The organism is Mucilaginibacter sp., from assembly GCF_039207105.1.
GTDB lineage: Bacteria > Bacteroidota > Bacteroidia > Sphingobacteriales > Sphingobacteriaceae > Mucilaginibacter.
On record NZ_JBCECK010000017.1, the window covers coordinates 1 to 23,353 of the forward strand.

Genomic DNA, 23,353 nt, shown 5'->3' on the forward strand with positions numbered 1-23,353 from the left:
CTATTTTGATAGGCGATAAAAGCGAGTTCCTGGAATTTAGGGAACTGATAGCCAATAAAACCGAACTCAGCGAAAAACGCATGCAGCTTTTGCGCAGCGGCAAAAAAACGGAACCTGTATTAGGCAAGTTGGTTTGCAGCTGCAATAATGTGGGTAGCGAGAACATCCAGAATAAAATAGCATCGGGTTGTAATAACCTGAAAGATCTGTGCAGCGCCACAGGGGCAGGCACCGGCTGCGGATCGTGCCGGCCCGAGGTTAAGCGGCTACTGGAAGAAATGCTTAAAACAGCTGCCGCATAAAATATACCGATGATGGAAAAAGAAACCTATTGCATCAAAGTAAACCTGCCGGGTGGCGTGGTATCGGCAGGCGACCTTTACGAGCTTTTGCTGATAGCCGAAAACGCAGGGGCCGAGGCCATCCGCATTGGCAACAGGCAACAATTGTTTTTTTGCATTGAAGCTGCCAACCTTGAAGATATGGAAATGGATATGCTGCGGGGAGGGATAGACTATGAAATAAATGAGGATGAGTTTCCAAACATCATTAGTTCTTACGTTACCGATGCCATATTCAATACAGAAAGTTGGATAAAGGAGGGTGTTTACAAAGACATATTTGACTTGTTTAACTTCAACCCGCGTTTAAAAATTAACCTGGTAGACAGGAACCAAGCCTTTGTACCTTTTTTTAGCGGCAATTTTAACTTCATCACATCTGATGTTAGCAACTATTGGTACATGTATGTTCGTTTCCCCAAAACAACTGATCTTTATTGCTGGCCTTCGCTCATTTACTCTGATGATATTCCCGCGCTGAGTCAGGTAGCCGAGCATATCCTGATGGATCATAAAACTTTATTTTATGACCAGCAAGATATCAATCACCAAAAATTTCATGAATTGGTTACCGCGAAATATGATCTGGTTAACCAACCCATTACCGAACCTTTAAAACTGCCCGATTTTCAGCTCCCATATTATGAAGGACTGAACCGGTATGTGAATAACAAATACTGGCTGGGTATTTACCGGAGAAATGAATTGTTCCCGATGAATTTTATGAAAGATATTTGTTCACTGTGCCTCAAAAACCGCATCGGACAATTATATACCACGCCATGGAAATCATTACTCATCAAAGGAATTAATGACGCCGACCGCAAAGAATGGGGCGACATCCTCAATAAACACCGGATAAATGTAAGGCATGCATCAAACGAGTTAAACTGGCAGCTGGAAAACCTGAACACCGAAAGCCTGGAATTAAAACAACAGCTGGTACGTGAGTTTGAGGCATATGACCTGCGCACCTACCGGCTTTCCTTCGCCATAAAAATGCAGCCTAAAACAGGCTTACCCGGTTCTATCATCATCAAAAAACATAGTGCCGATGTGTTTGATGTTTTACACAGTCGCGATTTTAATCCTAATTCTAAAGAATATATTACGTTTCAGGAGCAGGTAGCTAAACACGACCTGGGCCAGTGCCTGATTCAGCTTTGCAATCATTTTTACGATACATTATTTGATCAAAATTTACTGCAACCTTCGGCGTCAAGTGAAATTCTGGATCCAAAAACAGATACAGAGATCCATCACATTTATCAATGCCAAAACTGTTTCAGCATTTATGATAAAACCTATGGCGATGGGGCAGGTATTGCCCCAGGAATTGACTTTGAAACCCTAAATGATTACTCATGCCCTACCTGCGAATCATCAAAAGATAGTTTTGTACGATTAGAAAAGGGTATGTTAAATACCAATAGTTATAAATAAAATTATACAAACCGATGAAAACGGAGGATCGCGCGATTCCCTCCCCTGGGAGGGTGTAGGGAGGGGTTCCGCAGCAATATAATAGCGCGAAACCCCTCCCTGCCACAACACCAGATCCGCCCTCCATAGGAGGGTATATCTACTCCTGTTCTACTCTTTTGAGGATATGAGATTTATTACTTAACATCCTCATTTACCCAAACCTGATAAGGGTCTCCTGGCTGACGATTTCCAATAGCATAAAAAGGGATAGCTTTAAATTCAACCTTTTTACCTGACGCGTCGGTTGCCTGCCCGGTGATCACGTTGATACCGTTTAGCAAATCAGGTTTATAACTCATAGCCAACGAGGTGTTTGGTTTTAAAACATAATCATTCAGGCCTGGGTTATCCAGCGATTCAAAACTGTAAATAACAGGGCCGGAAGCCAATGCCAGTTTTCCTTTAATCGTTTGTACAGAATCATTAGCTGTTATCAGTCTGGGTTGCATTGGCAGATCGAGCTCTATCACATCACCTTTTTTCCATGATCTGGTTATGGAAGCATAACCTTTTACCGGCTCAACAGGCACAGGTTGTCCGTTAACTTTTAACGAAACTTTACCCTTGATGGTGGAATGATAAAGATCAAAGGGGTTCTCTTTTCCCTCGGCCCAGCCCGGTATACGCACGTTGATGGCAAATGTGGCATTGGTTGCAGGCGTTACCTCTATTTTGCTGGTTCCTTTCCAGGGGTAACCCGTGGTTTGTTTTAATAGAACAGCCGAGCTTTTTATTTTAAACGATGCCTCGCTGCCGATAAACAGGTTAACATAAAGCTGATTGTTATCGTAGGCATAAATATATTGCGGCAGCGCACCTACCATTTTTAAGATCATAGGTGGGCAGCAGGGACAATCATGCCAGGCCCAGCGTTTATTACCGTTGCCCACAAGCGGATTCTCGTAAAAAAAGTGATCGCCAGATAATGAAATGCCCGACAGCAAATTATTGTAGATCACCCTTTCAAACTCGTCCATATATTTTCCGTCGGCTTGCAGTTCATTCATCTGCTCGCTGAAAAAGCCCGAGCTAATGGAGGCACAGGTTTCCAGATAGGCAGATTCAGGTAAAAAATAATTAGCACCAAAACGTTCGCCATCGGCAATAGCACCTTCGCCCCCGGTAATAAACATGCGTTTGCCGATCATGTTATTCCAGTAGTTGTTAGCGGTATTGGCATAACGTGCATCTCCGGTTTGCATCGCAGTAGCAGTTACTCCTGTTGCCAGTAGTGTGGCTCTCACCGCGTGCCCCTCTATTGTTTTTTGCTGAAAAACGGGCATATGATCCTGATTGTAGGAGCTATCACTTTTCCGGGCATGCGATCCATCCTTTTCGCCATAATTGCCACGCTCTTCCACCCAAAATTTCACCATCGCCAAATAGTTGTCCTCATTTACCGGGACGGTCATTTTACTTTTTAGCTCAGGCTGTTGTTTAAATAATTGGTAAACTTTCAGCAAGGCTTCTTCGGGACCACCGTGGCCGGGTATCACATTACTTTTAGGTGCGGGCCCAATTTGGGTGCAGATGTAGTTGCTTATTTTAACAGCTACATTCAACAGTTTTGTTTTTCCGGTGGCTTTGTAATAATGCACGCCCGCCTCCATCAGCATACCCGAATTATAAATATCATGCTGCCATTTATCATCGCCGCCGTTGGTGCCCCAACGTTGGGTTGGTCGCATCAATGTAGTATAGGTATTGATATAACCATCCGGATCTGCATTTTGAGCGGCAGCAATCCGATCTATATAAGCATCAATTTTGGCTTCCAGTTTTTTATCAGGGTGCTGGGCCATTAAATCGGCCGCCCCTCTTATGGTTTCATAAACCAACCCATCATACCAGGGTGGGCCATCATGCTGCTGGGTATTCTTTTTTCCCTCGGCCACCCAGTCAAAGTTTTGAAAAGCATTCCTGGTTCGGCCAAGTTTTTCCTTTTCTTTTATAATATCGGGGCGATCAGGCACATACTTGCCTTCCAGCTTATCAAATACATCGTAAACGGTTGTGGAGTTCCATATCTTGAACCTGGGGTTCCAGAATTGATCATCGATCCGTACATTCTGAAAACTTACAGATTGTATGGCATGCGTCGGCGTGTTGCCCGTTTGCGCCATACCCAGGCAACTTAAAAAGGTTAATTTACCGCATAGCAATAGATGGCGATAACATTTGAGGTTAATCATTGGTAGGTGATTAAAGGTTAAAATTGGTTATTTTAAAAGCGATAATATTTTCAAGTACAATCACTTTTGCACAATATAGCCTTTTCTTACATTCATTACCTGCTAAATTTATTCCTATAGATAGTTTTGCCGATTTAATGTTTTCATAATATTAGTTTCAGACTTTTACCGCTATTTCCATCTTGATACATTTATGAAACAATTACGAAATACCATTTTAGCAGCCCTGCTTATTTTCGCCGGCATCTCATCGCAAGCTCAAATTAACGAGCGCATTAAACAGTTACATGACGTTAAGGATAAAAAGGTGCTGGTGACAGCTCATCGCGGCGATTGGCGCAATGCTCCCGAAAATTCTTTACAGGCCTATAAACTGGCTATTGAAATGGGTGTTGATTGTATTGAGATAGACCTGAATAAAACCAGCGATGGCGTTGTAGTGGTTATGCACGACGGCACTATTGACCGCACCACCAACGGAAAAGGCAAACCATCTGACTATACGCTTGCCCAGTTAAAGCAATTTCATTTACGTAACGGCCTGGGTACGGTTACCAAACATACCATACCTACTTTAGAAGAAGTGATGCTGCTGGCCAAAGGAAAAGTATTGGTAAACCTGGATAAAAGTTTGCCATATTATAACGAGGCTTATGAGGTGTTGAAAAAAACAGGCACCTTGAACCAGGCTATTTTTAAAACCGACGTACCCTACCAGGATCTGAAAGCCCGGTACGCCCCTATATTGGATAGTATTACCTTTATGGCAGTGGTAAGTCTGGATAAACCAAACGCCAAACAGATCATAGATGATTACCAAACCGGCATGAAGCCTGTAGCCTTTGAACTGATATTTCAAAAAGATACATCCGGCATTTTAACCAACAATACTTTTATCAAAAACAGAGGTGCTAAGATCTGGATCAATTCCTTATGGCCATCCCTGAACGGCGGGCATAGCGATGATGTGGCTGTAGATGAATTAAATACCAAAGATAGCTGGGATTGGATAATAGCGCACGGCGCAACCATGATTCAAACCGACCGCCCCAAGGAATTATTGTCTTATCTGCACAAGCGGGGATTGAGGTAGTGATCAAACAATCATGCCTAAAACAAAAAGAGGACGGCTACCTTTCGGCAACCGTCCTCTTTTTGTTTTAGGCATGCTCATAGGTGTTCATTTTTCACACCATGAACGTTCGCGAATACCGACGAACACCTAATTACCAATTATTTACAAATAATCTATCTTATTATTGGGGGCTCAAAAGTTTAAAAGCAACTTTCTTTAAGCGTTACCCTGCAATAACTTAAGCAACACAGCCCCTCAATTAAACGGCTTACTCGTTTCACTCAAAAATCCAGTTAAAACAGGCATTAGGCGTTTTACTTCATCCTCATTTTTATCGGCCAGGTTTACGCGCTCGGCTGGGTCCCAGGCCAGGTTAAATAACTCGATTTTGATGTCGCCTGTAGGTGTTTGGGTTCTTCTTAATTTCCAGTCACCGTCGCGCACTACCTCGCCAATGGTATTTACATAAAATATCATTTGGTGCTTACCTTTATAATTAGGATCGGTTAACAACGGGGCTATGGATTGTCCGTCCAGCTTTCTTCCCTTTGGTAATTGGGCGCCTGTCCATTCGGCCAGTGTAGGCATTACATCCAGGCATGAAAAGGCCGATGTGATGGTTTTATTGCGCAGCGTATGGTTTTTCCAGTAGATGATAAAAGGCACTCTGTCGCCGCCCTCATAAGTTTCAAATTTAGCCCCTCTGAAAATCCCGGGCGAGCCAGCATGATACTGGCGGGTAACCCCATCGGCATAAACCCGGTCGGGAATGTTGAGCCAGGGGCCGTTATCGCTCGAAAATATAAAAATGGTATTATCTGCCAGGCCCTTTGCCTTCAACGCCGACCATATTTTGGCAAAGCTATTATCAAGTCCCTCAATAATATCGCCATACTCACCGCCATCTGAATGCACCTTGCGGTACTTACGTGCAGCAAACGCGATAGGTAAATGCGGCATGTTATGCGCCAGGTACAAAAAGAATGGCTGCTTTGCCGATTGTTGTCTAATAAACTTGACCGACTCATCGGTATACAGATCAATCAAGGTGCTATCGGCCGGTTTATAAATAACCGGGGTGCGGTTCCGGTATATTTTGATAACCGTATCGGTATTCACATAGGGCGTTCTGTAATCGTGACTATACAACATGCCGAAAAAGGAATCGAACCCTTTGATATTGGGCAGGGTGGTATCCCTGTCGCCCAGATGCCATTTGCCAACCATGCCGGTTTTGTAGCCGGCCGCTTTAAGCATTTGCGCTATCGTGACCTCTTGTGTAGGAATACCATGATTAGCTCCCGGGCCAAGCGGCACCGGCAAGTTCATGCGGTTGGCGTACCTGCCGGTAAGCAATGCGGCCCGCGATGGTGTACAAATTGGCGAAGTAACTACATAGCTTGTGGCATGGATACCTTCATGCGCCATACTATCTAAAAACGGTGTTTTTATAAGTGGGTTGCCATAACAGCCAATATCGCCATAGCCCAGATCATCTGTAAGGATAAAAATAACATTGGGTCTTTTCTGGCTAAAGCCATTAAACGCTAACAGAAGTAATAAAATGAATAAGGATATTTTTTTCATAAAGCCGAGCCGATGGTTTTATATTGCTGAGCTTGAAATGTACGGAAGAATCCCGGCAAAACATATCCTAAAAAGATATTTACATATATCTTTTTATAAATGAACAATTTGTCTAAAAACGGGTTCTTTATACTTGAGCAACCTCACACCAATGTCTTTAACCAATGAACAACTTTTAGCCGTCCTTGACCAGTCTAAAACTGCTACGGCAATTTATACGACGGAAGATATTGTCATTGAATCGGCAAATAAAGCTATGCTGGCGTTCTGGGATCGTGACAACAGCATTATCGGATTATCGCTCGATGTAGCACTTCCCGAGATCAAGAACCAGCCCTTTATGGATATGCTCAGAAAAGTATTCACCACGGGTATAGATGATATAGGCGAGGCGATCCGGGCCGACCTGGTAGTTGATGGCCGCCTGCAAACTTTTTATTTTGACTATGAATACAGGGCTATCAGGAACCCGGCAGGTGAAGTTTACTGCATTATACATACGGCAGTAGATGTAACCGAAAGAGAGTTGGCTAAAATTGAACTTACCCGGGTAAGGGCGATGGAGAACGCGCAAAAAAAAGCGCTAATGGAAAGCGAAGATCGTTTCAGGGCACTGGTAACATCTACCTCGGATATGATCTATAGCATGAGCGCCGATTTGTATATAATGTACCAATTGGATGGCCGCGGATTTTTGTCGGATACTACGGAGCCTATTGATGACTGGATCTCCAAATACATCCATCCTGATGATCAGGAAAAGGTTAAGACCGCAGCGCAAAAGGCCTTTCGGAATAAAGAAATGTTTGAACTGGAGCACCGGGTTTTACAGGCAGATGGGAAAATAGGCTGGACGCAATCGCGCGCCGTACCCATTTTGAATGACCAGGGCGAAATCATGGAATGGTTTGGTGCTGCCAGTGATGTAACCAACCGCAAAATGGAGGAAGAAAGGAAAAGTGATTTTATCGGCATGGTTAGCCACGAATTAAAGACACCGCTCACATCACTCAGTGCTTATTTGCAAATGCTGCAGGGTAAATCAAAAATGGATAAGGATACCTTTACATTAGGTGCGCTCGACCAGTCTGTTAAGCAAGTCAGGCGGATGACCACCATGATCAATGGTTTTTTAAATGTTTCCAGGCTCGAATCCAGCAAGATCAATATCGACAGAAGCCGCTTTGACATGGCTGGCCTGGTTGAAGAATCTGAAGCCGAGGCTATCCCTATGTTCTCATCCCATCAATTGGTTTTTGCACCCGTTGAGGAAACCTATGTTAATGCCGACCGGGATAAGATTAGCCAGGTTATTAATAACCTGATCAGCAATGCGGTTAAATACTCTAAACAAGGCAGTATGATCAATATAGCCTGCATTACCGTTAATGGTTCTGCACAGGTGAGTGTAAGGGACAAGGGCATTGGCATTAAGCAGGAAGAAATTAGCAGGCTTTTTGAACGGTATTACCGGGTTGAGGGTAGCCAACACATCGCGGGTTTCGGGATCGGTCTTTATTTATGTTGCGAGATTATTAAACGGCACGAAGGAAAAATTTGGGCAGAAAGCGAATTAGGATGTGGATCAACCTTTTATTTTTCATTACCGGTAGTAGCCTAATTTCACCTCAAATAAAATTTTCGCGGGTTGCAGTAGTTATTAACTCCGCAACATTTTTGGCCTTCAGTTTTTGCAATAAATTTTTCCGGTGGTTCTCTACCGTGAACTTACTTAAAAAAAGTTGCGCTGCAATATTAGGCGTCGTGAGTCCGGAAGCTATCAACTTTAGGATTTCCTTTTCCCTTACAGTGAGTTTAACATTCTCGCTGATTCTACCGATTTGTGGCCGTGCCAGTATTTCTTTTACCGCATTACTAAAAGCAATTTGTCCGTTCAATGCCTCATTAATGCAGTTCACTAATTCATCAACCGATGCATTTTTTAAAAGATAACCACTTGCCCCCTTCTCCAGCATTTTCATGATGGCGCTTCTGCTATCGTGATTACTTAAGGCCAACACAACCGTAGCAGGAGATATTACCTTTATCTGCTCGCATAAATCCATTCCATTACTATCAGGGAGGATAATATCAAGCAATACGATATGAACAGGCGTTTTTTTCAAAAAAGCAATAAATTCTGCACCCGTAGTAAAGCCACCCGCTATTTCAAAGTTTTCATTTTTTGATAACAGGTTTATTAACCCCTCAATAACAACAGGATGGTCGTCAACAACGGCAATGGTATATTTAGGCTGTAACATATAATTCTATATTAATAGCGGTTCCGGGATTATTTTCTTTTGATAGTATTTCCATCTTCCCATTCAGGAAAGCTACACGGCTTTTAATGTTGTTTAAGCCGATACCCTGTTTGGGGGTTGACTGAACAGCACCCATACCTTTTCCATCGTCTTCTATAGTAATGAAAAAAACTTCCTCGTGTTGCGAGCATTGCAAAAATACATTTTTGGCATTTGCATGTTTAACCACATTGGTAAGCAGTTCCTGTACAATACGGTATATGGTGATCTGATCCTGCGTTGGAATGGTGGTTTGAATATCCAGACACTGAAGCGCGATGTGCAGATGTTCAGACATCAGCGATTCACAAAGGTCGTTTAAGGATGCTTCCAACCCTAATTTAATCAACATTTCGGGCATCATATTATGCGCTATTCGCCGCAGCTCGCTAACCGAATTATCCAACTGGCTCATAATTTTAAGGAGCTCTCTATCATCCTTCCCTTCTTTAGCAAAATCCGAGAGGTTTATTTTTACGGCCGATAGCATCCCCCCTAAACCGTCATGCAGGTCGCGGGCCACCCTGATGCGTTCATCTTCCTGGCCCTGCAGCATGGCCTCGGTAATTTTTGCCTGCTCCTGCTGAGCCGATAGCTTCTTTTTATTTTGATAAAAGAAAATGACCAATATGATCACAGTTAGCAAAAACAAACTTGCCGATGCCAGCAAGCCATTAATTAAACGGCTGTTTTTGGCATCGAGCTTTACTTGTTCATTTATCCTGTTGAGGTCTGCTATCTTTTTCTGATTTTCAGCGTTCCTGAATTTAATTTCCATCGAATTGATCGTTTTTTCCAAATTGCTCCTGGAAATACTATCATTTAAATCACTGTACCTCTTAAGCCATTTATAAGCCTCAGGAAGGTTTTTGAGCCCTTCTTCAGTTACAGATAATCCATAAAATAATTGCACCCTATTAGTGGCTATATTCATGAATTCTCTTCTTTTGGTGAGGTCAAGAGCTACATTCCGGGCTTGTTGTAACGCTTTTTTATTATACAGGGCGTAAAATTTTTGAAGCAGCAGCCTTTGCTCCGGGTATACCCGTTTCAACCGCTCCGCTAAGGCTATGCCTTTATTAATAACAGCCAGTGAGGCATCAAATTGCTCGGCTATAGTTAGCCTCATACCTTCGGCAGCATAATAATCAAGCCAGGGCTCAGCATCAGGGTAAGGGATCAATAATGTCTTCATGCTATCCAGCATGGCCTTAGCCTGAACTGAATTACCTGCCAACGAATAGTTCTCTGACGATGTATGATAGGCAGAAGCCAGGTATTCAACAGAGGCATGCGTTTTTTTCAATACATCAATAGCCCTGGTCAAATAAACATTGGCTTTTTTATATTCTTTCAAATTTTTAAAGCCGATAGCTACATCAATATAATTTTTACCAATATAGGTGCTATCGCCAGCCTGATGTGCCAAAGGAATTACTTTGTTCAATAAAATATTGATGTATGACTCTGTATCATCTTTCTGATGCTGCAACAGCCGGGCATAATCATGCAGGCACCTGGCACGGGCTATGAACGCGATGCGGGTCTTGAATACTTTAAAATCCTGCTCTGCCTGGAGATAGCGCTTTATAGCAGAATCTGGCTGTTGTTGTTCTATTAACCTTGCTGCATAATATAACAAAACGGTCTGCATAAACTTATTACCGGCATTATAGCGTTTGCCCAATTGAAAGTATTGCCGCGCCTTGGCACTATCAGTAACAAAGTATTTATCAATTAAAAGGAAGCATGCCTTTGCCTTAACGCTATCGGCATTTTTTTGTATCAATAGCTGATATAAACTATCGCTGCTGTTTCCATTCCGGCTTTGCGAAGCGCAGCAAATAGCAGGCAGTAATAAAACAGCAATAAAAATAATAATTCGTTTTAGGGTTATTTTACAAAGGCCGGTTATCATATAATGCGGATATGGTTAGATGTACAAATATGACTGTTTACAGCCATAAAGAAAATGACTGTTTCCAGTCATTGTAGCCATTACCTAACCGGCATAAATTTGTGTTTACTGTCTCATTACTGCATAAATCTAAATCGAATATACTATGAAAAAGATCATGTTAATCTGCGCGGCTTTGACGCTATTCGGCTTCACAACAACAAAAGCGCAGGCCGTTCTTGATAAAATAGACAGGGCTTCAGACAAAGTTGATAAAGCTGGAAACACTGTTGACAAAGCAGGCAATACAGCTGATAAGACCAAAAGCACAGGCGATAAGATACTGGGGTTCTTTGGGAAAAAGAAAAAAGACAGCAGCCAAACAACAGAAACAAAAACCATCATCAAAATATCGGGCGTTACATTCTCTGCCCTGAGCGGCATTAATGAGGATGTTAAGAAGGATAAGAATGTAACGGGCACTAAAATGAAATTTAACTCGGCCGGTTCAAGTATCTTAGTAGAGCATACCGGTACTACTGATGATTTGCTGAAAGTACTCCAAAAAGCATCACCCAATGTATTTGGAGAAAAAAACATTGAAAGCCTGGAAGACGGAGAAATAGCGGTGAAGGTAAAATAGCCAGGAGGGTATTAGCCCCAACAAAAGCTGCTTAATTTAAAAAAAGCGTTGTCGCCTGTAAAGAAAACTTCACGAATCCTTTTTGAATGCCTCTGATCATAAAGTTAGAGGCATTTTTGCATCTCAATAATACATCATCAAATTAGCAACAAAATATTTTCTACCGTAATAATATATATTATGGTAATTCATCATACACTTTTTAGTTATATCTCTTAACAGAATTACTTATCTTTCCGTAATAATACGCAGATGGATTTAAGTGCATTTTTAAAATTACTTTTCAACGAAGGAAAAATTATTGTTCCGCGTGAATTAAATGATTTTGATAAGGCAGACATCGCGGAAGCAAAAGAATTGTTGCAGCAGGAATACGATCGCGACATAACAGAACTGCCCGGGCAAGCACCCGCATTTGATGAAAACGCTGCATGTTGGGCTGCTAATTATCTTTTTAGGGCCTCTCAATTTACGTTGCTCCGCAATCTTGAATCCGGGTTGATGGATAAATGGCTGCCTGTTTATCATGATACCGGCTCGGCATCGGCAATTTACTCCGTTGATCTGTTGTTCCGTCACTTAGGCGATCTTGTTAAATTAATCAAAAACCTTGCGCCCGACGATCCGCTTGTTAATCATATACACCAGGTAGCTGCCCAATGGCCTTTTTCATCAGTTGGCACAAAAGTTAATCCTTCTGTACCCCTGACAGCCATTTGCTCACATCCGGCATTACGCTATATTTATGCAGACCGCATCATTAAAACCCGCGACGAAACAAGGGCTAAAGAAACTGACGATTTACTGGCCGAAGTAATGGGCATGCATAAAGACATATTTTGGCCCACGCCATAACTTATTATGAACACAATTGACCAAAACCAAATCACAATTGTAGACAAACTTCATTTGGTGATGAATCACCTGAAATGTACGTTTGTTGACAAAGACGAAATTATTGACCTGATGGGCATTTGCCTGGCCGGCCGGGAAAACTTATTTTTATTAGGCCCTCCGGGAACCGCCAAAAGCGCCACCGTACGGGAACTCTCAAAACTGATAGATGGCGAAACCTTTGAATACCTGCTAACGCGATTTACCGAACCCAACGAGCTTTTCGGCCCGTTTGATATACGGAAGCTGCGCGAAGGCGAATTGGTAACTAACACAGAAGGCATGCTGCCCGAAGCATCGCTCATTTTTCTTGACGAATTACTTAACGCCAACAGCGCCATCCTCAATAGCTTATTAATGGTACTGAACGAAAAAGTATTCAGGCGGGGACGGGAAAACCGTCCACTACCTGCGCTGATGATCATTGGGGCCAGCAATCACCTGCCTGAAGACGAAGCGCTGCAAGCGTTATTTGACCGTTTTCTGCTTCGCTGCCGGTGTGATAATGTTGATCCGCAATATCTTGATGCGCTGCTTGATGCCGGCTGGCTATTAGAACAGCGTGTAGCTACTGAGAAGCCATCCATTAGTACCGACGAGATTAAGCAGCTGCAAAGTATGGCCACAACCATCAACCTAACAGAGATCAGGCCACTTTACCTTGAGCTTATCAGTAAACTGCGGAACGCAGGATTACGGGTTTCAGACCGGCGCGCGGTTAAACTGCAACGATTAATCGCTTCAAGCGCATTGATCTGCAAACGCGACACAGCTATCCCTTCTGATATGTGGGTGCTACGCTATATCTGGGATACCGAAGAACAGCGCGAAGTGATCAATAGTATCGTTAACGCGGTTATCAGCGAAAAAACTTATCCAATGGCGCATCCGCGTTCAACAATAAGCAGCTTGCCAAGTGCCGATGATATTTTTCACGAAGTGCAGAAATTAAGCCAGCAATGGCAGTTACCTGAAACCACCCTGGCCGATAGGGCTCTGATTAAAGATCGTTTAATGCACCTCGGTAATCGCTGCAATTGGATAGTAAATGCCGAGCAACGTAAGTTTGTACAAGAACCTATTGATATGCTATGGCAACAAATCATGCAACCGGCTTAATGGAATATATCGTAGTTTTAACGGATCGTTATAAAGCCCAGCTTTACGACGTACGTGAACTGGCCGGTCTGAAAGTAGGTGTACAAGCAGAAAACATCTGGCTGCGCGGCATACCTATTACCGACCAGCAATCGGCTTTACTGCGCGCCCTGCCCGCGGAAGCGACTTACCTGGCCGATGAAGAAGACCGCCTGTTTCCGGAAACGGGAACTACTCCCGTCGCCAGATTACCGCGTTTGGATTGGGTGCCGATAAAAACCTTTTTACCACTGCGCATGCCGGTATCGGTTCTGCCATCTGCTATTAATGATAAAATACCGCTCAGGCTATCGCAAAGCAGTATTGAGATGCCTGCTTTTGCATTGCTTGTGCCTTTAACTTACTGGAAAACCTATGCCGAAACAGCTCCGGAAACCCGGCTCCGGGTTTTGCAATTTGCGGTTTCAGATACCGGCGAAGCGCTGATCACCGGTAACCCGCTTCCACCGTTAACGGGGCAGGTTTACTGGAATTACAGTGGTTTACTCATTCCGGCGGGCTATCATTTTGAATTGCCGATCATTGCAGATTTAGTGATCGGCTTATTACCGGTTCAAGATAATTTTATCCTGTTTAACACTGACGGCAGCTTTCAGCAAATTGCCAAAAGCGTATTTCAGCCTGCTGCACGCAGCGCTGTCAGACTAACCAATATCACCAATGTCTGAGCTAACCAGAAAATGTATTAGCTACTTTTCGGCACCGCGTCATTATTTCTGGCAATGGACAGAAAATGGCACAGTGGCTGAGTTTGCTAATGGGCGTACAATTTGCTATCGCGAAGACCTTGTGTTTTTACTATCCAATCTGCAGCTAAAGCAAGCACCACCCTTGGGCGCTGTATTGCTGGTGCTGTGTGCCTGCAAAGATGGCTATGAAGGTTTGTTTGAATTGGAAACGCAACTATATAAGCTGGGATATGACAAGGATTACAATGAGGGCGAACATATTGCTGCCAAAGAGCTGATCCGCTCGGCTATAATGTTTTTGAAATTGGTGAATGCCTTACCGGTGAATGACCACACAGGAATAAAACGTATTGAATTATTACAAGCGGTTTTTCATGAAGATACCGAGGTTGCCGGAGATGATGAGCTGAAGATGCTGGTCAATGCCTTTGCCACCGGACAGCAGGACGATAGCATCTTCGGCCGACAGGACCCTTATAACTTCCGTCGGTTGCAGGCAGACCTTGCCCCATTGGGTGCGGCATTGGCCCGATACCGGAATACCGAAATGCTCCATAACTGGTTACGTACCGGCATGCTCGCCCCGCCCGAAAAACCGGAGATTGACATACCGGAGGAACCCGCTGATTTGATGGCCGAGCTAAACGCCGATGTTAAAACCGAGGGCCTCGCGCGCGTAGCCCGGCAGGTATTGGCGGCCTTAAACATACCTATGCACTTTAATAGTGGCGGCAACAATGAGTTTGGAGGAATAGCCGATATCACCAATCGCGGCGATTATGATAAACTGTTATTAAGCGAGCTCGCACAGGATGATGTGTCGCTCATGGCAAGGCTGGCTAATAATGAAGCGTTGTTTTTGCAGCGTGAGCGCTTACCCACTCATACACCCACGCAATGGCATGTACTGATAGATACTACACTAAAAACATGGGGCACGCCGCGCGTTTTTGCGCTGGCGGCAGCGTTGGCCTTTAGCGAGGGGAAGCGAAGCGAACAATTGCAGGGTTGGACGCTGGGCCAGTCGGACCCTGAAATGATAGATCTACGCAGTAAACCGGGGATTTTAAAAGCGCTGGAAAAAATAGACGCCGGGCTTCATTGTGGTATCGCCCTAAAAAAGGTGATGGCTTCGCAAATAGATGAGAGAGACCACTTCCTGCTGATAACCATAGCTGACGATCAGCCGGAGAGGGCCTTTTTAATGGCGCTTGACGGAATACGCGACCGGCTTGACTACCGCATAGAAGTTGACCGTGACGGCCATATCAAAATGTATGAAACCCGCGGACAACATCGTCGCTTACTCACCACAGCACTGATTGACATGAACTACCTCGTGCATAAAGGAGCGCCACATAAACGCCCTGAAGTGGTTAACAACGACAGTTTACCGGCCATGATGCAACTGGAGCAGCAGCCATTATATTTCCCGGCTTCCAAAATCAAAGTTAAGCCACAAAAAGCCTTTAAAACCAGTGAAGAAGGAGCTGTAGTAATTACGATGGACGAACGGCTGCTTTTCTGGAAAGACCAAGAACACGGAGCGATTGAATTGGTAAAGCAGCTTGTAATTGATGGCACCAACTTTTGGGGTACCGGAACAGGAGAATGCGCTGGCTTTATCTATTTAATTATTCAAAATCAGCAAAAAAAAAGAACCGTGATTTACACTGCGGATACGCATGATAATACGTATATGCAACATGATCTTGGAGACCTAATGCCCAACATTCGTGGTTTTTCTAATAATCTTTTTTACGGATGGTTGAACTCCCATCAAATAGCAATTAATCCACATAGAGGCACCCACGAAATTATTGATCGATCTCCGGCATATGCGTACATCAATGCGCCGCGCACCGGGATGCAAAAAGTAAAACAAATGGTTTATGGTGGTTATTCGGTCATCAACTCGGCTAAAATAATCAAGACAGTAGGTGGTAATAAGCTCTTTATCGATCAGTATGAATTGGTGCTTGACGACCGGCAAAACAATGCACTCTACTGGGCAACCAGGCGACCAGATCAACCCGGCATAGAATCAAAAGCAGAAAGCTTTATTGTAAAAACCATGCAAAACGTAAAATTTGCCCGATACAGATGGCGCGACGGAAGCGAGATCGTGCTTGACTCGAGGGGGTTCTTATATTTGAAAAATGGGCACGCTGAAGTCCCGGAGATCACCATTGTATTGGCAGTTTCAAAACCGGTTGCCTGCTGGAGTGCTGACGGTAAGGTTTGTGGCTCACCCTATTTTATCAGAGACGGGAAAAGCCAGGTAATATCAGAAGCGGATTTTTATAATCAATACATTCTTAAATTTATTCAGAGCCTTCAATAATGGAACTGCGTATCATTCATACCGAAAAAGCCGAAGGGATAATAGCAGGTGCTTTTATACCTGGTGCAGATGCTGCCAGCTGGTTAATGGAAATAGCCGACTGGCAGGTACCTGTTACATTATTGCGGTGCTATGTAATGCCCATAAGCATGTCTGACAATAATCCGGGCGGTCTTTTTGTAATATTTAACCATAAAACACCCACAGCACACACCGTACGCTTTGCTTACACCTGCGTTACTGAAAACGTTTTTATACCTGTAGATGCTGAGCTCGCACCCGCATGCAACATGACTGAACTAAAGCGATTGGCTGTTTGGGATGTGCAGGTTTTTCATCCGGTTATCGGGATGGTTGGTTTTGAAAAAGCTGACGAGGTTAAACTATCGTCTTTAATTAAACCAATTTCTGAAAAAAAGGCCAACTGGAATTATGCGCATCCTCCGCTGGCTGGTCGGCCCCCGTTGCAATATATTGGTCTTGAACCAATGCCGCCAATGCCAAATTTGCTGGATTCATTGGCAGGCGATATTGGCAGTTTAGCGCTTGATCAGGGCATTTTGGATGAAGAGGTTTATAGTTCGCACAGGAGTGATTGGCCCGCTAAGGAAGTATTTGCAGCACTGCTTATAATAGGGGGCATTATTTTAGCGGTGGTGATTTTAATGTCAGGAGGTATTTCACATGGCGGTTTATTTACACCAATTGTACTTTTACTGTTCTATGCAATGAAAAACCTGGGGAACAGCCCAAGCACTCCAAGCCCTCCACGCAAGGGCGGCATAAGCTATAATCTGCAACAGCAACGTGAAAGAGAGTTAAACCGGTTGATAAACCTTTTTGATAGTAATGCAGATGAAGCGCTGCAATATGCCATTCCGTTAAACAGCCCTTACCTGAACCGGGGGACTGCCACTCCATCGGCGCGATTGGGCCAGCGAGATACTAATTTTAACCTGGGTAAGCTGGGAGGTGGCCGCCCCGGAGATACCTGGAACGGTGGCAATTTTACCGTAACGCTACAGCAGCGTTATCAGCAGGCAGCAAACACGGCCATTGCATCCGGTGATTTTAAGCGTGCGGCATATATTTATGCCCATTTACTCGGCAGTTTTTCATTAGCGGCAAACGTGCTCAAACAGGGTAAGTGCTACTACGAGGCTGGTGTTCTTTTTCGGGATCACATTAAAAATCAATCTGAAGCGGCGGGCTGTTTCGGGGAGAGCGGTTATTTTAGCGAGGCGGTTGAGATTTACGTAAACCTAAAGCAACATGAAAAAGCTGCAGAATTATACCGGCTAATGGGGCAGGAAACAGAGGCTGTTAAATATTATAGAACGGTGATTGATGAAAAACTTGCCGCTAACGATTATCTGCGTGCTGCCGATATTTCCTTAAAGCATTTGGATGACCGCAAAGAGGCTTTGGCCCAATTGATGAGGGGATGGCATGTTGGCAATGAACAGGCAAAATGTTTAACAACCTATCTGCAACTGTTTACAGAACCGGGTGGTGAAGACAGACAGTTGAATGATGTTGTGAAAAGCGTTTACAATACCGATGTGCCTTTATCTAAAAAGACATCATTTTTAATAATATTAGGCGATTTGCAAAAGCAATACCCGGAAAAGCTAAAGGACGGTGTAATGCCTATTGTTTACGATGTGATCAATACCCAGTTGCAATATGGCGATACAGAAGCGCTGACACTGATGCCGCAATTTATTGCAAAAGATGCACTGCTGAAAACAGACACCCGGCGTTTTATCAATAAAAACATAAAAACGCAACGCGAGCTTAAAAAAGTAAATTATATCAACCTGCACGCAGGTACAACCTGTATTTGCGCGCTAAGCTATCATGATCAACTCATTGGTCTGGGTATAAAAGATCAGGAATTACAGTTATTTCGTGTCAACCAGCAAAATAAAATTGAATATCAATTTTTATACAGGGAACACCCGCAGGCGGGGCCGGTAACATTATTATCCGAGCCGGCTTATACTGATCAGGTTTTCATTGTCGGGGCATCTATCCCGGCAAATATCGATATCGTATTGGATACGGTTCAATCAACCTTCGATAGCGGCTTTCGGCTAAGATCCCTGAACTGGCTAAATACTAATTACATAGCATGTTACATAAACCAACAAAACGGTTTATCTGCGCTTCATAATAGCCCAACCGGTGTTTACCTGGCACATTATGATTTTGATGGACAGTTACTTTCACAATTTAATTGCATGTTGAATGACCAGGTATTTACAACGGCAGGAATAGGACTAAGGCCAACTACCTTATTTTGCCGGGATGGCTATTACTATTTTCACATGGATAACATATTGATGTGTTTTGACCATGAAGGAAACGGCATTTATCTGGAGATGGAAAATTCTATTATAGCCCTGTCTGCGAATGAGCCTAATAATGAATCTGAAATTGCTGTACTTACCACAACCGGCTGTCAGGTGGTTAAGCTAACAAACAAAAAGTTAGAGCCGGTAGGAACGTTATTTGGAAAGGAGCTGGAAGCTACACATGTAAAATTACTGCCCGGAAAAAAACTTGCTATGGCCACAGGCCGATGGGTAACTATTTTTGATACAACGACGGAAACACCTGTTAAGCGAAATATTATTCAGGCAGAAGACGAAGTTATTCAATTACTTACCGCGCCCAAAAGATCGCAGTTAGGGTTAATCAGCCGCCGGCTTGCTATTTATGATCTGGATAACGAGCAATAACATAACTGGCCATATGCAATAATATTCTATCCCCGCCCCCAAAGAATCGGGATAGTTACCCAATTAGCTTAGCTCTCCTGAATTGCTGTTTCGTTGCAAAAACTTACATTTGCACCAGGGCTTGGGTAAGTAGCTTTACTGGCAAAAAGCACCGGTTTGCTAAACCGGAGATCAGGGTTCGACTCCCTGCTACCCATCCCTTACTGATATTAAGATGAGCTACAAATTAGCCCTGAGAAGTAAATAACCTGCATGAAAGTATTGGAAATGCTCAGATCCGATCCTTTTGAAAATCCCGATAATACCCCCTCAAAACGCTGACCACCAACACAAGGAGTCAGAATAGTTATGCAAGCAGATAAGTTCTGTTGAATTGCCGTTTTATTGCAAAAACTTATATTTGTATCAGGGCTTGGGTAAGTAGCTTTATAGGCAAAAAGCGTCAGTGACCCTAACTGAAGATCAGGGTTCGACTCCCTGCTACCCATCCCTTATCTACATTAAGATGAGTTACAAATTTAGTCTTGAAGAGTGGGAAACCTGCATGAAAGTATTGGAAACGCTCAGATCCGATCCTTTTGAGAATCCCGATAATGACCGTCTCAAAACACTGGTCACCGATATTCATCGCCAGGCTAAAAAGCAAAAGAAAAAAGTTAACACCTTGCAAAGGCGTGAGCACGATAACCTGTTGGTTAAAAACACAGCTGTGGTGAGCAATGCCAGCAACCAAACAACTGAATTTGCTTTTACAACCAGCCACAACCCAGAGCCTGCACTACTATTTAATACACGCTTTTGTTACAGCTGTAACGCAGGGTACACTCAATTACATTTTTTTTATCATCGGCTTTGCCCGGCATGTGCTGCTTTAAATTATGAACACCGCTTTAAGCAGCACAATTTTGAGGGCTATAACGTAGTGGTTACGGGCGGTCGTGTAAAAGTAGGCTATGCTACTGCGCTTCAGTTTCTGCGTTCTGGCGCTAAGGTATTGCTAACTACGCGTTTCCCCGCACTGGCGTTAGAACAACTGCAAAAAGAGCCTGATTACATAACCTGGCAAAACGCCATTACTGTTTACGGTCTTGATTTGCGGAACTTGCAGGCGGTAGATCATTTTATCGTTTTTTGTAAAGCTCATTTTACTCATTTAGACATACTGGTTAACAATGCAGCGCAAACCATAAAATACACGGCAGATTATTACCAGCCACTAATTGCCCGTGAACATCAATTATTATTACAGAATCCGGCACCACAGATAACCGCCAATCAAACACCTGTAACTGCTCTGCAAAATAACCTACCAATGCCAGAAGGGCTCGAGTTACAAATAAACCGCTTTGGCCAGCCGGTAGATCATCGTGACCAGAACAGTTGGAACTCTACACTTACAGAGATCGGCCTGGAAGAACTGCTGGAAGTTAACCTAATTAATCAAATTTCACCCTACCGGATGATTGCCGGGCTAAAATCACTGATGATTAACAGCCCGCATGCGGAGCGCTTTGTGATCAATGTAACATCGTCTGAAGGACAGTTTAACTATCCATATAAAACTATTTTTCATCCTCACACCAATATGACAAAGGCCGCGCTTAATATGCTAACCCGCACCACAGCGCCCGATTTTATAAAAGACGGTATTTATATGACAGGGGTGGATGTAGGCTGGATATCAACCGGAGCAGTAGAAAGTAAACGCGCCTTGCAATTTGAGCGGTTAAAAATACCTCCGCTTGATCCGCTTGATGGCGCCATGCGCATCATCCAGCCAATAACTGACGTGCTTGCAGGCAACAAAACTTTGTTTGGCATATTACTGAAAGATTATAAACCTGCCGCTTGGTAGTATCCCGAAATTTTATCGATAATAATATTGCTCATGAGTACCGTGTGTCTTCCAATCCGTGTTTGCACTGTACTATTAAAACACTTAGGCAACCGTTTTCGAACCCTTTCATAGCAGGTTTGTGATTGTTGGTGTCTTAATATTTTAAAATAAAAGTGATTAATAACCTCTGCATTTTATGTCGAAGTTTTAAACTTCTGCGGCAGGCCCGAAAACAAAAAAGCCGCTTTAGTTTCCTAAAGCGGCTTCGTAGCCCATAGGGAATCGAACACGATCAAAACCCAATTGACTTACAATACTTTACATGATTTTCAATGTACTACGCACCAGCAGAGAGTTAAACCCTATGGACAACGGAGTTCATTATTATCATAGACTATTATTCTCAGTGCCTCGGCAAATATTTCCATAGAATGATTCTCTTCGTAAAAATCTATATAATAATATGCTTTATTTTTGTCCCTGTATTCATATAATTCACTGTCAATTTCGAATCTTCCGCGATAAAGTGTGTCAAGCGTAAGTTTCATTTGAATAGAGCTATCTAAGAGAAAATCTATTTTTGCAATTTCAGCACCACTAAATATTATAACAACGCTTCCAATGTCATTTAATATACTCGACCGATTAAAATTAATTTTTATCGTTTGAAGGATATTTGAATATTCTATTAAACAACAATAATAGTCATTATGCAAATCAATGTATAAGTCATAATCTTTCAACTCAATCAAATTTTGAAACAATTGAGGATTATCTAAAACTATCTCTCTCATTTTCTTAAAAACTTTCTTATTACGCTGATTTCAGCTTACGTTAATGGCTGGGCCTTTTTACTCTCTCATGTTATACTTTTAAGAATCCCGTTAACGTACCTATTCCTACATTTGTTTATGAGGAGTAGGAAGACCACCATGTGCGGCCCCATCTAAATCATATCGTGTCTGTCCATCTACTGTTTTTATTGTAATCGAGTTTTTCCCTCCGTTTAACTCGTTTATGATTTGTTTAGCTTATGTAGTCTATGATACCGTTCCTAAGAGCACGGTTGCCGCATCGCCTGCGTCTGGCCACCGTTAGAGTTCACCGCGGCCAGACACATCCTTAATTACCTGGTGCTAACCGTACCTTTTTTTGACTTCTCGTTATCGGTCCATTATTCAATCTTCAACATTTCGCCCGAATGCATACTAGTTGGCAAGTGGCACCCAACCTCTTTGTTTAGTTACCCAGCTCGTTTTAGGGGGTGAAACCCTATGTTAATATCTCCTGTTAAGTTCTTGCCAATCCAAAGTATCCTTGTTATCAAAAACTTGAAAAACCTCTTCTACGTCAAACATTTTAGGATCATTTACGTGCATTGAAGAAAGGAAATTTAAATATTCTTGTCGAGATTTAAATCCACGCAGTAGGTGATGCTTAGGAATAATTACAAACCAGGCCTTTTTTATTGGCTGCCCATCTAATATTGTATTATTACTTTGAACAAAAATCACTGAATCAACTACATTAATAAACTTTGTACCAGGTATAGGTCCAAGAACTTCACTTGTATCTATCGATGTAATTATCCAATCGTGCCCTGGTATTACAGCTGAAATTTCATACGGCTTAAGGAGAGGAAATCGCGATAAATCAAATCCCCCCTTATTCGTGTAAAATTTATCAATATGTGAATTGCCTCCTCTTTTTTGATCACATGCAAATAAGGAAAAAACCATAATGAGTAGACAAAGTATTTTTTTCATTTTTCAGACCCTTGAATTGTTTCTGACCAATTTGAATGAGTAACCATATCCATGCTGCCTCTACCAATTCCGTGATATATTATTCCACCACCAAAGCTAAAAAAGTTATAGTCGGTATTACGATTTTCTTGAGGTGTCAATTGAGGATGAGCTGCCAAATATTTAAATAGAACTGCCTTAAATTTAGCCATTCCTGGGTCTTTTTGTAATGCTTCTAAAAGAGTACCGCTGAAATTTGTATTACTCCTCGATTATTGAAAAGTAGCTTGCGCCGAAATGGTGTGGTCTCCTTCATCATAATCTCCAATAGATACCTAACATGTCTTTATAGTTTTTACTTTGTAATGTAGCTTGTTGAAATTTTTAGTGAATTATAATTTTCGATAACTCTTTTAAAT

General features: G+C 42.8%; 18 protein-coding genes and 2 tRNA genes. 13 read left to right on the top strand and 7 right to left on the bottom strand.

The annotated features are described in order from the left end of the window. Together AAGC65_RS05560 and AAGC65_RS05565 are read left to right on the top strand one after the other, a co-directional pair. Positions 1–302 (top strand): (2Fe-2S)-binding protein (locus tag AAGC65_RS05560; protein WP_343111427.1); only part of this gene is annotated, 302 nt, incomplete at its 5' end. Between the two features lie 9 nt (positions 303–311). After that, positions 312–1,784 carry a rubredoxin domain-containing protein gene (locus tag AAGC65_RS05565; protein WP_343111428.1) on the top strand — a complete coding sequence of 491 codons (1,473 nt, stop codon included), beginning with the start codon at positions 312–314 and terminating at the stop codon, positions 1,782–1,784. 176 nt (positions 1,785–1,960) lie between these two features. On the opposite strand, the gene AAGC65_RS05570 is transcribed toward AAGC65_RS05565, so the two are convergent. Continuing rightward, positions 1,961–4,018: a beta-L-arabinofuranosidase domain-containing protein gene (locus tag AAGC65_RS05570; protein WP_343111429.1), complete on the bottom strand. Its 2,058-nt coding sequence runs from the start codon at positions 4,016–4,018 to the stop codon at positions 1,961–1,963. A 193-nt stretch (positions 4,019–4,211) separates the two neighbouring features. On the opposite strand from AAGC65_RS05570, the gene AAGC65_RS05575 reads away from it, so the two are divergent. Beyond that, positions 4,212–5,111, top strand: coding sequence for a glycerophosphodiester phosphodiesterase family protein (locus AAGC65_RS05575; RefSeq protein WP_343111430.1), 900 nt, complete (start codon positions 4,212–4,214; stop codon positions 5,109–5,111). Positions 5,112–5,348: 237 nt separating this feature from the next. On the opposite strand, the gene AAGC65_RS05580 is transcribed toward AAGC65_RS05575, so the two are convergent. Then, entirely contained in the window at positions 5,349–6,680 is a 1,332-nt protein-coding gene (locus AAGC65_RS05580) for a sulfatase-like hydrolase/transferase (RefSeq protein ID WP_343111431.1), read from the bottom strand. Positions 6,681–6,831: 151 nt separating this feature from the next. On the opposite strand from AAGC65_RS05580, the gene AAGC65_RS05585 reads away from it, so the two are divergent. Next, complete coding sequence (locus AAGC65_RS05585; RefSeq protein ID WP_343111432.1) at positions 6,832–8,301, top strand: ATP-binding protein; 1,470 nt, start codon at positions 6,832–6,834, stop codon at positions 8,299–8,301. A 7-nt stretch (positions 8,302–8,308) separates the two neighbouring features. Here AAGC65_RS05585 and AAGC65_RS05590 read toward each other — a convergent pair whose 3' ends face one another. Next, positions 8,309–8,944 carry a response regulator transcription factor gene (locus AAGC65_RS05590; protein ID WP_343111433.1) on the bottom strand — a complete coding sequence of 212 codons (636 nt, stop codon included), beginning with the start codon at positions 8,942–8,944 and terminating at the stop codon, positions 8,309–8,311. Beyond that, the gene (locus tag AAGC65_RS05595; RefSeq protein ID WP_343111434.1) at positions 8,931–10,901 is read right to left on the bottom strand and encodes an ATP-binding protein; all 1,971 of its coding nucleotides are present in this window, start codon (positions 10,899–10,901) and stop codon (positions 8,931–8,933) included. The genes AAGC65_RS05590 and AAGC65_RS05595 overlap by 14 nt, the downstream gene beginning before the upstream one ends. Positions 10,902–11,046: 145 nt before the next feature. On the opposite strand from AAGC65_RS05595, the gene AAGC65_RS05600 reads away from it, so the two are divergent. The 9 genes from AAGC65_RS05600 to AAGC65_RS05640 all read left to right on the top strand — a co-directional run bounded on the left by AAGC65_RS05600 (position 11,047) and on the right by AAGC65_RS05640 (position 21,207). Continuing rightward, positions 11,047–11,523, top strand: coding sequence for a hypothetical protein (locus AAGC65_RS05600; protein ID WP_343111435.1), 477 nt, complete (start codon positions 11,047–11,049; stop codon positions 11,521–11,523). Positions 11,524–11,775: 252 nt separating this feature from the next. Then, entirely contained in the window at positions 11,776–12,378 is a 603-nt protein-coding gene (locus AAGC65_RS05605) for a hypothetical protein (RefSeq protein WP_343111436.1), read from the top strand. Positions 12,379–12,384: 6 nt separating this feature from the next. After that, on the top strand, positions 12,385–13,536 hold the full coding sequence (locus tag AAGC65_RS05610; RefSeq protein ID WP_343111437.1) for an AAA family ATPase: 1,152 nt from the start codon (positions 12,385–12,387) through the stop codon (positions 13,534–13,536). After that, complete coding sequence (locus AAGC65_RS05615) at positions 13,509–14,243, top strand: hypothetical protein (protein WP_343111438.1); 735 nt, start codon at positions 13,509–13,511, stop codon at positions 14,241–14,243. Before AAGC65_RS05610 ends, AAGC65_RS05615 begins: the two co-directional genes overlap by 28 nt. After that, the gene (locus AAGC65_RS05620) at positions 14,236–16,608 is read left to right on the top strand and encodes a hypothetical protein (protein WP_343111439.1); all 2,373 of its coding nucleotides are present in this window, start codon (positions 14,236–14,238) and stop codon (positions 16,606–16,608) included. Before AAGC65_RS05615 ends, AAGC65_RS05620 begins: the two co-directional genes overlap by 8 nt. Then, complete coding sequence (locus tag AAGC65_RS05625) at positions 16,608–19,352, top strand: hypothetical protein (RefSeq protein ID WP_343111440.1); 2,745 nt, start codon at positions 16,608–16,610, stop codon at positions 19,350–19,352. Before AAGC65_RS05620 ends, AAGC65_RS05625 begins: the two co-directional genes overlap by 1 nt. Before the next feature lie 122 nt (positions 19,353–19,474). Next, positions 19,475–19,549: transfer RNA gene (locus AAGC65_RS05630), tRNA-Ser, on the top strand. 216 nt (positions 19,550–19,765) lie between these two features. Next, positions 19,766–19,840, top strand: a tRNA-Gly gene (locus tag AAGC65_RS05635). Between the two features lie 17 nt (positions 19,841–19,857). After that, on the top strand, positions 19,858–21,207 hold the full coding sequence (locus AAGC65_RS05640) for an SDR family oxidoreductase (RefSeq protein ID WP_343111441.1): 1,350 nt from the start codon (positions 19,858–19,860) through the stop codon (positions 21,205–21,207). 344 nt (positions 21,208–21,551) lie between these two features. Here the strand turns inward: AAGC65_RS05640 and AAGC65_RS05645 are convergent, their stop codons facing one another. From AAGC65_RS05645 to AAGC65_RS05655, 3 genes are all read right to left on the bottom strand, one after another. Further along, complete coding sequence (locus AAGC65_RS05645) at positions 21,552–21,983, bottom strand: hypothetical protein (protein WP_343111442.1); 432 nt, start codon at positions 21,981–21,983, stop codon at positions 21,552–21,554. A 483-nt stretch (positions 21,984–22,466) separates the two neighbouring features. Continuing rightward, entirely contained in the window at positions 22,467–22,955 is a 489-nt protein-coding gene (locus AAGC65_RS05650) for a hypothetical protein (RefSeq protein WP_343111443.1), read from the bottom strand. Continuing rightward, positions 22,952–23,146 carry a hypothetical protein gene (locus AAGC65_RS05655; RefSeq protein ID WP_343111444.1) on the bottom strand — a complete coding sequence of 65 codons (195 nt, stop codon included), beginning with the start codon at positions 23,144–23,146 and terminating at the stop codon, positions 22,952–22,954. The genes AAGC65_RS05650 and AAGC65_RS05655 overlap by 4 nt, the downstream gene beginning before the upstream one ends. Between the last annotated feature and the right edge of the window lie 207 nt (positions 23,147–23,353).